General features: G+C 70.4%; 12 protein-coding genes. 5 read left to right on the top strand and 7 right to left on the bottom strand.

Annotated elements, in window-relative coordinates:
- Positions 1-80 precede the first annotated feature (80 nt).
- The gene (locus ACFWGZ_RS15290; protein ID WP_382452123.1) at positions 81-446 is read left to right on the top strand and encodes a heavy metal-responsive transcriptional regulator; all 366 of its coding nucleotides are present in this window, start codon (positions 81-83) and stop codon (positions 444-446) included.
- A 37-nt stretch (positions 447-483) separates the two neighbouring features.
- On the opposite strand, the gene cpt is transcribed toward ACFWGZ_RS15290, so the two are convergent.
- Entirely contained in the window at positions 484-1059 is a 576-nt protein-coding gene (gene cpt, locus ACFWGZ_RS15295; protein WP_382452124.1) for a chloramphenicol phosphotransferase CPT, read from the bottom strand.
- A gap of 18 nt (positions 1060-1077) precedes the next feature.
- Positions 1078-2400, bottom strand: a complete 1323-nt coding sequence (locus ACFWGZ_RS15300) for an NAD(P)-binding domain-containing protein (protein WP_382452125.1) — start codon at positions 2398-2400, stop codon at positions 1078-1080.
- 66 nt (positions 2401-2466) lie between these two features.
- Between ACFWGZ_RS15300 and ACFWGZ_RS15305 the strand changes: the two genes are divergently transcribed.
- The 4 genes from ACFWGZ_RS15305 (at position 2467) to ACFWGZ_RS15320 (ending at position 5633) form a co-directional block, all read left to right on the top strand.
- Entirely contained in the window at positions 2467-3144 is a 678-nt protein-coding gene (locus ACFWGZ_RS15305; RefSeq protein WP_382452126.1) for a hypothetical protein, read from the top strand.
- Between the two features lie 52 nt (positions 3145-3196).
- The gene (locus ACFWGZ_RS15310) at positions 3197-4333 is read left to right on the top strand and encodes an RtcB family protein (protein WP_382452159.1); all 1137 of its coding nucleotides are present in this window, start codon (positions 3197-3199) and stop codon (positions 4331-4333) included.
- Between the two features lie 72 nt (positions 4334-4405).
- Positions 4406-4993: a hypothetical protein gene (locus ACFWGZ_RS15315; RefSeq protein ID WP_382452127.1), complete on the top strand. Its 588-nt coding sequence runs from the start codon at positions 4406-4408 to the stop codon at positions 4991-4993.
- A complete protein-coding gene (locus ACFWGZ_RS15320; RefSeq protein WP_382452128.1) occupies positions 4986-5633 on the top strand; it encodes a hypothetical protein in 648 nt (215 codons plus the stop codon). The genes ACFWGZ_RS15315 and ACFWGZ_RS15320 overlap by 8 nt, the downstream gene beginning before the upstream one ends.
- A 91-nt stretch (positions 5634-5724) precedes the next feature.
- On the opposite strand, the gene ACFWGZ_RS15325 is transcribed toward ACFWGZ_RS15320, so the two are convergent.
- The 5 genes from ACFWGZ_RS15325 to ACFWGZ_RS15345 all read right to left on the bottom strand — a co-directional run bounded on the left by ACFWGZ_RS15325 (position 5725) and on the right by ACFWGZ_RS15345 (position 11857).
- The gene (locus ACFWGZ_RS15325; protein ID WP_382452129.1) at positions 5725-6066 is read right to left on the bottom strand and encodes a hypothetical protein; all 342 of its coding nucleotides are present in this window, start codon (positions 6064-6066) and stop codon (positions 5725-5727) included.
- Positions 6067-6265: 199 nt separating this feature from the next.
- On the bottom strand, positions 6266-7033 hold the full coding sequence (locus ACFWGZ_RS15330; protein WP_382452130.1) for a GntR family transcriptional regulator: 768 nt from the start codon (positions 7031-7033) through the stop codon (positions 6266-6268).
- Positions 7034-7064: 31 nt separating this feature from the next.
- Entirely contained in the window at positions 7065-7808 is a 744-nt protein-coding gene (locus ACFWGZ_RS15335) for a glutamate ABC transporter substrate-binding protein (RefSeq protein WP_382452131.1), read from the bottom strand.
- Positions 7809-8055: 247 nt separating this feature from the next.
- Positions 8056-10677 (bottom strand): GNAT family N-acetyltransferase, encoded by a 2622-nt coding sequence (locus tag ACFWGZ_RS15340; RefSeq protein WP_382452132.1) that lies wholly within the window; start codon positions 10675-10677, stop codon positions 8056-8058.
- A 7-nt stretch (positions 10678-10684) separates the two neighbouring features.
- Entirely contained in the window at positions 10685-11857 is a 1173-nt protein-coding gene (locus ACFWGZ_RS15345; protein WP_382452133.1) for an acetoin utilization protein AcuC, read from the bottom strand.
- Between the last annotated feature and the right edge of the window lie 50 nt (positions 11858-11907).

Raw genomic sequence — 11907 nt, forward strand, 5'->3', positions numbered from 1 at the left:
GCCCCGTTCTCGTCGGGGGGCCTGTTCCCGGCGACGCGCGCTTGACCTTGGAGTGCGCTCACAGGTTTAGCGTGGAGGGCATGAGAGTCGCCGAGCTCGCCCGGGAGGCCGGGGTGCCGCCGGACACGGTCCGGTACTACGAGCGCGCGGGCCTGCTGGCCCCGCCGCCGCGGACCTCGTCGGGCTACCGGCAGTACCCGGCGTCGGCCACGGCCCGCATCCGGTTCATCCGCGACTGCCGGGGGCTCGGCCTGACGCTGCGGGAGATCTCGTCGCTGCTCGCCCTGCGCGACACCGGCGAGTGCCCGTGCGAACCGGCCGACGAGCTGCTGCGGCGGCACATGGCCGAGATCGACGCCGAGATGGCCCGGCTCGCGCGACTGCGCTCCGACCTCGCGGACATGGTCGGGACCTGTTCGCCCTGGTGCCCACCGGAGGGGAGGTGATCGAGATGGACGAGTGCTGCACGTGCTGCGACTGCTGCTAGCCCGGTGACCCTCCGGCGAGGCGCCCGCCGGACTCCCCGACCGCCCGCGCGATCGTCCTCGCGCACTCCACCGCCTCGGCGGCCGCGGTGTCGACCTCGACGTCGTAGGTCATCCCGCGGTGCACCAGCTCGGCCTGCACCTCCGCCATGCCCGCGACCCGGTCCCCGCGCGCGAGCTCCCGCCCGGCGGCGACGGCGGCGTCGCAGCGCACCCCGACCCACAGCACGTCGAGCCCGCCGAGCGCCTTCTCCCAGCGCTGCCGCGACTCGGGCCCGCCGAGGAACACCTCGTCGACGATCACCCGCGCCCCGGCGCGGACCATCGCGGCGACCCCGGTCATCCAGGCGTCCTCGAGCATCCGGAACTCGGCCCCGACGGTCACCTCGCCGTCCTGGGCGAACCCGACGCCCTCGGACCCGAGCCGCAGCCGCGCGGGCATCACGTCGATCAGCGTGTCGACCCCGATCGCGAGCCACGCCTCGGGCAGCAACGCCTGCAGGCACCTCGCGATCCCCGACTTGCCGGAGCTGGACCCGCCGTTGAGGACGATCACCTGTGCGGTCGACGACACCACTCGACCGTACCGGCGTCAGACGCGGGCCGCGCCCGCGCGCCGTTCCTCCTGCAGCTCGCGCTGGTACCCGAGGAAGTCGACCTCCAGCGTGTGCCGCTTGGACGTCACGTAGCGGCTGCGCAGCGACTCCCGGTAGGAGGTGATCTCCGCCTTCATCTCCGGCACCGGCGGCAGCGCCGCGCGTCCCGACAGCAGGTCCGCGACCCACTCGGCCTGGGCCTCGGCCAGCGGCATGATCGCGCCGAGCGGCTGGATCAGCCCGAGGAAGTACAGCCCGGGGTGCGCAGGGTCGACGACCCGCCGGTAGAGCGACACCTCGTTGTCCGTCGACGTCACCGCCGGGAACTCGGCGGAGTCCAGGAACGGGAACTCGACCTTGTAGCCGGTGCAGTAGACGATCACGTCGACGTCCTCGCGGCTGCCGTCGTCGAACACGACCCCGGTGCCGTCGAGCCGCGACACGTTCGGCTTGACGGTGATGTCGCCGTGCCCGAGCCGGGTCAGCAGGTCGTCGGACACGGTCGGGTGCGCGGCGAGGATGCCGTGCGACGGCTCCGGCAGCCCGTAGTCGGACAGCTTGCCCCGCGCAAGGCGCAGCATCGCCTTCAGCGAGAACGCCTGCAGCCAGTTCGGCGCGAACCGGGCGAGCGGCGAGGTCGTCAGGTGGTCGGTCGGCATGCCGAAGAGGTACTTGGGCATGATGTGCGCGCCGCGGCGCATCGCGAGGAACGTCCGCGCGGAGACCCGTGACGACTCGACCGCGATGTCGCAGGCCGAGTTGCCGATGCCGAGGACCAGCACCTTCTTGTCCGCGAACCGCTCCGGCGTCTTGTAGAAGTGCGCGTGCATCTGCTCGCCGTCGAACGAGCCGGGGAACGCGGGCTCGGGCAGGCGCGGCGACCAGTGGTGGCCGTTCGCGACGACCACCGAGCGGTAGGGGGCGGTGGTCTCCTCGCCGGTGTCGCGGTCACGCGTCGTGACCGAGTAGCCACCGCCGGGGGTGCTCGCCACCCCCACGACCTCCGTGCGGAACCGGATCCGGTCGCGGAAGCCGTGGTGCTTCACGAAGTCGTCGAAGTACTCGGCGATCTGGAAGTGCGACGGGTACGCGGGCAGGTGCGCCGGCATCGGGAACGACTTGAACTCCATCATCTGCCGCGAGGTGTTGATGTGCAGCGACCGGTAGGCGGAGGACATGCCGTTGTCGTTGAGGTAGCGCCAGTTGCCGCCGATGTCGGACCCGGTCTCGAAGCAGTCGAACTCGATGCCGCGGGCGTGGAGCACCTGACACGCGGCGATGCCCGACGACCCTGCCCCGATGACGCACACGCGATCCATGGGATCGAAGTATTTTCACGTTCGTTGCGCGTGTCAATGACCCCGGTTCGCCCTACGTTGGGTCGCATGCGAAAGCTCCTCGTGGCAGTCACCTCCGCACTGGCGTTCGTCGTCTCCACCGGAACCGCGGCGGGCGCGCCGCTGCCGTTGCCGGAGATCTTCGCGACGAACAACACCGCGATCATCACGGACCCCGCCGACCCGCGCCTGGAGGACCGGCTGGTGCGGTTCGACCGCGAGGTCCGCGGCATCGTGCGCGCGAACGGCGGGGTCACCACCCGGTCCACGCTGCTCGACGGCGCGTTCTGGTCGGGCGACCAGCAGCGGCTGACCTTCGAACGGTCCCGCAGGTTCGACGTCGCGCTCGGCGAGGACGGCCTGCGCCACGCGGCGTCGGCGATCGCCGAGCGGTTCCGGCAGGAGTCCGTGCTCACGTTCCGCTTCCTGCCGGCGAACTCGCCGGAGGTCGACGCGGTCAAGGTGGAGGTGGACGGCATCACCGCGCGGCAACTGCGCCAGGGCCTGCTCGACGACACCGTGGCGCGCGAGAAGCTCGGTGGTGGCAGCGTCACGTTGCAGGACAAGGCGATCCTCATCGCGAGCGTCGACGACCTGCCGGTCGTGCGCGCGTTCGTCACCGGCATCGGCGGCGATCTCCGCCGGGCCGAGGTGCGCAGGGGGACCTGGGAGTTCGTGTCCGGCGCAGGGGAAACTCCTTTGTCCTCCAAGCGAAACGCCGCCTAACCTCGGACGCGTGGCAGCAACCCTGGTCCGCGGGCAGAACGTGGACATCCGCATGTGGACTCGGCCGGACGAGGTCGAGGAGCTCGCCCTGCGCCAGCTCCAGAACATCTCCTCGCTGCCCTGGGCCTTCAAGCACGTCGCGGTCATGCCGGACGTGCACTACGGGAAGGGCGCCACGGTGGGGTCGGTGATCGCGCTGCGCGACGCCGTCTCCCCCGCGGCCGTCGGCGTGGACATCGGCTGCGGCATGACCGCCGTGCGCACCTCGCTCACGGCGAGCGACCTCCCGGACACGTTGCGCGGTCTGCGGTCCCGGATGGAGGCCGTGGTCCCCGTCGGGTTCGGGCAGCACCGGGCGACGGCGTTCACCGACCGGGACGCGTCCGACTGGGCGCCGTTCTGGAGGCGGTTCGACGACCTGACGCCGGCGGTCAAAGCGCGTGCGGACAAGGCGATGCACCAGATGGGGACGCTCGGCGGCGGCAACCACTTCCTGGAGGTCTGCCTCGACGGCGACCAGCGGGTGTGGGTCATGCTGCACTCCGGGTCGCGCGGCATCGGCAACGAGCTGGCGCAGCACCACATCGCCGTGGCGCGCACGCTCGCGCACAACGCCGAGCTGCCGGACCCGGACCTCGCCGTGTTCCTCGCGGGCACGCCCGAGATGAAGGCCTACCGGCACGACCTGTACTGGGCGCAGGACTACGCGCGGCGCAACCGCGCCGTCATGCTGCGGCTGGTCTGCGACGTGCTGCGCGCCGAGTTCCCGCAGGTCGCCTTCGAGGAGCCGATCTCGGCCCACCACAACTACGTCGCGGAGGAGAACCACTTCGGCGAGGACGTCCTGGTGACCCGCAAGGGCGCGATCCGGGCCGGGCTCGGCGAGCTGGGCATCATCCCGGGCTCGATGGGCACCGGCTCCTACATCGTGCGCGGGCTCGGGAACCCGGACTCGTTCGAGTCCGCGTCGCACGGCGCGGGCCGCCGGATGTCGCGGAACAAGGCCCGCCGGACGTTCACGGCGCAGGACCTCGCCGACCAGACCAGCGGCGTCGAGTGCCGCAAGGACTCGGGCGTCGTGGACGAGATCCCGGGCGCCTACAAGGACATCGACACCGTCATGGCGCACCAGTCCGACCTGGTCGAGGTGGTCGCCAAGCTGAAGCAGGTGGTTTGTATCAAGGGTTGAATGTTTCCCGTGTGGGTGAACTGGAAAGCCTCCCGGACAGTCAAGGAGTTTGCCTGTCTTGGAGGTTTTTCCATGTCAACGGGCGCCATCGTCGGCCTGGTGGTCGCGGTTGTTGTGGTGCTGGCGGTACTCGCGTTCGTGCTGAGACCCGCCATGCAGCGCAAGAAGCTGCGCGACCGCTTCGGTCCGGAGTACGACCGTGCGGTCTCGCAGAGCGACAGCAGAACGGCCGCGGAGAAGGAGCTCGCCGAGCGGGAGCACCGCCACAGCGAGTTCGACCTGAAGCCGCTTTCCCCGTCGGCGCAGGAGAGTTACCGCCGGCACTGGGCGACCGTGCAGGCGAAGTTCGTCGACTCGCCGGAGAGCGCGATCGCCGACGCCGACCGCCTGGTCACCGACCTGATGGCCGAGCGCGGCTACCCCACCGAGGGGTACGAGGCGCAGCTGAGCGTGCTGTCCGTCGAGCACGCCCGCACCCTCGAGCACTACCGCAAGGCCCACGACATCTCGGAGCGCCAGGAGATCGGCGAAGCGAGCACCGAGGACCTGCGCACCGCGATGGTGCACTACCGCGAGCTGTTCACCGACCTGCTCGAACACGGTGCGGCGCCGCGGAAGGACGACAAGGAAGCCGTGCGGAAGGAGAAGTCAGATGTCTGAGACCCCCACCCACGCGGTTCCCACGCCCTCCACGGCGCGGTCGCCGCAGCACGCGGAAGGCTCGCTGCAGACCGACGGCACCTCACCGGTCGAGCGCGCTGACCGGGCCCAGCAGACCGACCGCGCCCAGCGGGCCGACCAGGCCGAGCGGGCCCAGTCGGAGAGGGTGCAGCAGTCGGAGCGGGCCCAGCAGTCGGAGCGGGCCCAGCAGACCGAGCGGCACGACGCCGAGCGGACCGCGGACCGCGGCGCCCACACCGACCGCACGGCGGAGCAGGCGCAGCAGCAGCAGGTTCCGCCGCAGCACGCCTCTTCGCAGCACACCCAGGCACAGCAGGCGCCGTCCCAGCAGAGCACCGCGCAGGCGACGTCGCACCGCACGCAGGACACCACCGACCACCGCGCGTCGACCAAGCTCGAAGACGAGTGGCAGAAGGTGCAGTACGACTTCGTGGACGACCCGAAGGCGGCCGTCCGCAGGGCCGACGAGCTCGTGACCCGCGCGCTCGAGGAGCTCACCAGCAGGCACCGTTCCCTCACCACGCAGCTCGAGGGAAACGGTGATCCACAGACCGAGGACCTGCGACTGGCTCTCCACCGCTATCGGGAACTGTTCAAGTCGCTCGTCGCCGTGAAATAGGAGTGGAGCCCCGGCGTCGTGGCCGTGACAGGCGACGACGCCGGCAGGCATGTCCGGACCAGGTTCGCGAGTTCCCGTTCAGCTGTGCCGTTCAGCTGGGGAGCTCGCGAATTTCCATCTCCAGCACGTCGATCTCGTCGCTGATGGCCTCGTCGAGCATGTCGTCGAGCAGCGTGCGGCACTCCGCCGACCCGCACCGCGCCAGCCCGGCGCCGAACCGCGGCACCTGTTCCCACCACACCGCGGGGTTGTTCCAGAACGAACCGGAACCCTGGTCGACGCCCTCGAGACAGCGCAGTTTCTGATCGCTCTCCGGAAGTGCCCGCACGAACTCGATGAACAACGCGAGCGCGTCGGGATTGCTCACCGGAACCGCGCCGTACCCGCGCAGGCAGTCCTCGAGCTCAGCGAGGAACTCCGCCTTGAACGACACGGCACACCCCCGCTCCTTCCGCAGCATTGCGGAAATCCAGAGTTCGTGCCGTCAACAGTACCTCCGCGGCGTGAGCGGGAAACGAGTGCGAACGGGCGGTATCTCCCTGTCGCGGCACCGGCTCCGGTGACCCGCAGTCACCGGGAAAATGCATTCGTTGGGGCCCGAAAGCAATTCGGGTCCACTGTGGACGGGCGCGCTAGCGGTCCGCGTGCAGCCGCGCGACGAAGCTGAACCGGTCACCCCGGTACAACGAGCGGGCGCGTTCGATCGGGTAGCCCTCCACGTCGTAGGAGACGCGGTGCAGCAACAACATCGGCAGCGCCGGGTTCGTGCCGATCAGCAACGCTTCGCGGGGCGTGGCGAGGACCGTCTCGACCCGTTCCTCCGCCTCCGCGAACCGGACGCCGAGCCGTTCGGTGAGGCACGCGTAGAGCGACCCCGACGGGTCGAGCTTGTCCAGCAGGTCCGGGAACCGCCCGAGGCTGAGGTAGGTGGATTCCAGGCCGATGCGCTCGTCGTCGGCGAGCAGCACGCGTTCGAGGTGCACGACCGGGTCGCCGGGTTCGACCGCCAGGTCGCGCGCGAGTCCCTCGTCGGCGCCGAGCTCCTCGACCGTGATGACGGTGCGGTTCGGCTCGACGCCCTGCCTGCGCATGCCTTCGGTGTAGCTGACCAGGGACAACGGCTGCACCAGCTTCGGCGGCGCGACGAACGTGCCGCTGCCCTGGCGGCGCAGGAGCTTGCCTTCGAGGACCAGCTCGCTGACGGCCTGGCGCAGCGTCACGCGGGAGACGGCGAACCGTTCGGCGAGCTCGCGCTCGGACGGCAGGACGGTGCCTTCGCCCAGGGTCTCGACGAGGTCGAACAGCTCTGCCTTGACCGCGTAGTAGCGCGGGACGCGGCCGTGTTCGGGGATACCCGCGCGAACGGGTCGATCAGCGCGGTGCGGCGGGACGCGGTTCACGTGTCGTGAGCCTACGTCAGGGCCCGTGTGATCAGCCCGCGAGCTTCGGCGGGTCGGGGATCTTGTAGCCGGAAGATCCGATGTTGGTCTCCAGCGACTTCCGCCACGCGCCGGTGTCGATCATCTTCTGCAGCGCGGCCTGGACCTTCTGCTTGCTGCTGGGGTCGTTGCGGTGCAGGCCGACGCCGTACTCCTCCTTGCTGAACGGGTCGCCGACCACGCGCAGCAGTTCGGGGTTCTGGGCGGCGTAGCCCGCGAGCAGCACGTCGTCGGTGGTGACGGCGTCGACGTTGTTGGCCAGCAGCGCGGTGACGCAGTCGCTGAACTTGGCGTACTCGACCAGGTTCACGTCCCTGGCGAACTGCTCCTTGACGTAGGCGGCGGAGGTCGACCCGGCGGTGGAGCACAGCCGGAGGTTCGCGTTGAGCGACTTCGGGCCGTCGATGCGCTTCTCGTTCAAGCGCACCAGCAGGTCCTGGCCGGCGACGAAGTACGGGCCGACGAAGTCGACGATCTGCCTGCGCTTGTCCGTGATCGAGTAGGTGGAGACGACGATGTCCGCCTCACCACTGGTCAGGAGCGTCTCCCGGTTGCCGGGCTGCGCCTCCATCCAGGTGATGCCGTCCTCCTTGACGCCGAGCTCGTTCGCGATGTACTTCGCGACGTCGACGTCGAACCCGCGGTAGCTGCCGTCGAGCCTGCGCACCGACAGGCCCGGCTGGTCGAACGACACCGCGATGGTCATGCGGTCTTCGGAGCTGACTTTTCCAGCCATGGTGGACTTGTCCCCACCCGCGCACGAGGTGAGAAAAAGCACGGCGGCGAATGTTGTCGCAACCAGCCGGAGAAGCGCTCTCGGTGTCATTCGTCCCTCTGCAGCGTCGATCCGCGGCGCGATCCGCGGGCATGCGCCGACCCATCAGGGTGGTGCTCGATCGGCGATGCGGGAAACCTAAGCGGCGCCGGGACGCATGTCCATACCTCAACGCGAATGAAACGTGCGGAATCGTTGCGGTAACCGGTCAACGCAGCCGGCGGGGCCCCGCGTCGTGCCGGGAAGGTGGCGGTCCTACAACTATGCGGGCGCTGCTGACGAAAGCGCCCGCGGCGGAAGCGAGCACCGGTTCGAGCTTCAGCGAACGCACCTCCGGAAGGTCCTCGGCGAGAGCCGCCAAACGGAGTACCAATTCCTGAAGTGCTTTCAGGTCCGCCGGTTCGTCACCGCGGTAACCGGTCAGCAGCGGTGCCGCTTTCGGTGCCGCGACGAGTTCCGCGGCATCGGTGTCGGTGAGCGGTACCGCGCGGTAGGCGCGGTCGCCCAGCAGGTCGCTGACCAGACCCGACAGCCCGAACCAGACCAGCGTGCCGAAGCTCGGGTCGTCCTGCAGGCCCAGGACGCAGCTGATCCCCTTGGGTGCCATGCGCTGCACGTAGACGTCCGGCGTCCCGGAAAGCGCCACCAGGTCGCGGTAGGCCGCCTTGACCGATTCTTCCTGCGCGATGTCGAGCCGCACGCCGACGAGATCCGTGCGGTGGCGCAAACGTTCGCTGGTCGCTTTCATCGCGACGGGGAAACCGAGTTCTGACGCCACCTGAACCGCTTCCTCCTCGCTGTTCGCAATGCGAAATGGCACGACATCGATGCCATAGCACTGGAGCAGTTCCACCGTGGTGTGGTCGTCGACGGCGCGTTCGGCCGAAGGGTTGTCCACAATGGAACGCGCGCGTTCGGTGTCGATGCCGTCCGGCCGGGTGAAGGTGCCTTGAGGTGCGGCGCGCCAACGCGCGTAACGAACGGCGCGCGCCAGCGCGAGCACCGCGCGTTCGGGACTGGCATAGCTCGGAATCGATCCCTTGCCCGGCATTTTCAGTTCGTCCGGAATACCCTCGACCGCGAGGGACGTGGAGACGATCGGTTTCGTGCGATGTGCGGATTCCTTGATGGCCCGCGCGTAGGCGCTGCCCGGAACCGCGATCGGCGGCACGAACACGACGACGAGGGCGTCGGTGCCAGGGCGGTCGAGGGCTTCCTTGACGGCTTTGGCGAACTCGTCCGGCGTCGCCTGGGCGCCGACGTCGACGGGATCGCCCGCGAGCTCGAGCCCCTGGGCGAGCAGGGTGTCGGCGGCGAGCAGGCCGATCGCGGTGGAGTTGCCGACGACGGCGACGCGCTTGCCCGTGGGCAACGGCTGGTGGGCCAGCAGGAGCGCGGTGTCGAACAGCTGGGCCAGCGAGTCGACCCTGATCACGCCGGCCTGTTCGAACAGCGCCTGGACGCTCGCCTCGTCGACCTTCGCGGCGGTGGCGGCGAGGCCGGGCACGACGGCGTGGCGACCGGACTTCACCGCGACGATGGGCTTGGTGCGGCCGAGCCTGCGCGCGAGCCGGGCGAACTTGCGCGGGTTGCCGAACGACTCCAGGTAGAGCAGCACGACGTCGGTGGACGGGTCGGTCTCCCAGTACTGCAGCAGGTCGTTGCCCGAGACGTCCGCGCGGTTGCCGGCGGAGACGAACGTCGACAGCCCGAGACCCCACCCGGCGGCGTTGGCGAGGATGGCCGTGCCGAGCGCGCCCGACTGGCAGAAGAAGCCCGCGCGGCCCCGTGACGGCAGCTTCGGCGCGAGACTCGCGTTGAGGCGGACCTTCGGGTCGAGGTTGAGCACGCCGAGCGCGTTGGGGCCGACGACGCGCATGCCGTGCGCCCGCGCCTCGGCCGCGAGCCGGCGTTCGGCCGACAGCCCGTCCGGCCCCGTCTCGCCGTAGCCGGAACTGACGACGACGAGCGCCTTCACACCCTTGGCGAGGCAGCCGTCCATGACCTCGTCGACGCTGGCCGCCGGCACGGCGACGACGGCGAGGTCGACGTCGTCGGGGATGTCGAGCACGGTCGGGTAGGCGCGGACGCCCCGGACGGACCGGTGCTCGGCGTTGACGGGGTAGACGGGACCGGTGAAGCCGGCTTCGAGGAGGTTCTGGAGCACGGCGTGCCCGATCTTGGTCGGATCGGTGGACGCGCCGATGACGGCGACGCTGCGCGGGTGCAGCAGGTTGTGCACGCTGCGGGCCTCGGCGGCCTGCTCGCGGGCCCGCGCGACGGCGACGGACTCGTCGGTGGGGTCGATGGCGAACTCCAGGTGCAGCACGCCCTCCTCGAACGCCCTGCTGACCTGGTAGCCGGCGTCGCGGAAGACCCGGACCATCTGCCCGTTCTCGGCGAGCACCTCGGCCTCGAACCGGGTGAGCCCGACCTCCCTGGCCGCGGCGGCGAGGTGCTCGAGCAGGATGCTGCCCAGCCCGCGCCCCTGGTGGCCGTCCTGGACGACGAACGCCACCTCCGCGCTCTGCCCGTGGTGCAGCCGGTCGAACCGGCCGACGGCGACGATGTCGTCGCCGAGCAGCGCGACGAGCGCCACCCGGTCGTGGTGGTCGACCGTGCTGAAGCGCTCGAGGTCCCGCTGCGGGATCCGCGGGTACGGCCCGAAGTAGCGGAAGTACCGCGTCCGCTCGGACAGCCTGCCGTGGAACTCCCGCAGCTTGTCGGCGTCGTCCGGCGTGATCGGCCGCAGGTGGACCGTGCCGCCGTCGCTGAGGACGACGTCGGCCTCCCACCGCCGCGGAAAGTCGAACGGATCTCTGGCACCCATCTCGGCTTCAGTCCCTGGGGTCGTCCGGGTCGAGTCCGTGCAGCGGGAACACCGCGCGGCGCGTGTCGCGGATCGCCTTGTCCACGGGCTCCTCCGTGTCCCCGCCCCACGGCTGGTGCCCAGCGTCGCACCCGTCGGTCATCGACGAGGGCAGCGGCCAGCCGGGCGCGACGCGTGTCGCGTGCGCGACCCAGTCCGCGGGCAGCGGCCGTTCGGGCTCGACGTCGCGGTCGAGCACCGTCGCCAGCAGGTGCGTCCACGACCGCGGCACCACCCTGAGCAGCTCGTACCCACCGCCGCCGAGCGCCAGCCACTTGTACCCGCGCTCGTTCACGATCTCCCGGAACGCCCGGTAGATCGCCCGGTGCCCGTCCACGCTGAGCGACAGGTCGGCGAGCGGGTCCTCCTTGTGCGTGTCCACCCCGCACTGCGTGACCAGCACCTGGGGCCGGAACGCCTCCAGCAGCGCCGGCACCGTCGCGTGGAACGCCCGCATCCACCCGCCGTCGCGCGTCCCCGCGGGCAACGGCACGTTGACCGCGCTCCCCTCGGCGCCGGGGCCGCCGACCTCGTTGGCCCACCCGGTCCCCGGCCACAGGCTCAGCGGGTGCTGGTGCAGCGAGATCGTCAGGACCCGCGGGTCGTCCCAGAACGCCGTCTGCACCCCGTCGCCGTGGTGCACGTCGACGTCGACGTACGCGATGCGCTCCACCCCGCTGCGCAACAGCCACTCGATGGCCACCGCGCAGTCGTTGTAGACGCAGAACCCGGCCGCGCTGTCCGGCATGGCGTGGTGCAGTCCCCCGGCGATGTTGACCGCCCGGTCCGCCTCCCCCGACGCGAGGGCACGCGCCGCCGCCAGCGACCCGCCCACGACCAGCGCCGACGCTTCGTGCATCCGCTCGAACACGGGGTTGTCGGCCGTCCCCAGCCCGTGCCCGACGTCCCACCCGGCCGTCGGCGCCGCCTGCACGGCGCTCAGGTACCCGGGCCGGTGCACCAGCTCGATCTCCTCGTCGCTGGCCGCCGCGGGCACGAGCAGCTCGACGCCGTCCAAGACCCCGAGCTCGGTGGCGAGCCGCACCGTCAGGTCGAGCCGGACGGGGTTGAGCGGATGGTCGCCGCCGAGGTCGTACGCGAGGAATGACTTGTCCCACACCACAGCGGCCGGCTTACCCATGCCAGCAACCTACCCACCGATCGGCCAAACCGATGCTCACGTGGTGACCG

The sequence above is a fragment of the Lentzea sp. NPDC060358 genome, from assembly GCF_042725365.1.
GTDB lineage: Bacteria > Actinomycetota > Actinomycetes > Mycobacteriales > Pseudonocardiaceae > Lentzea.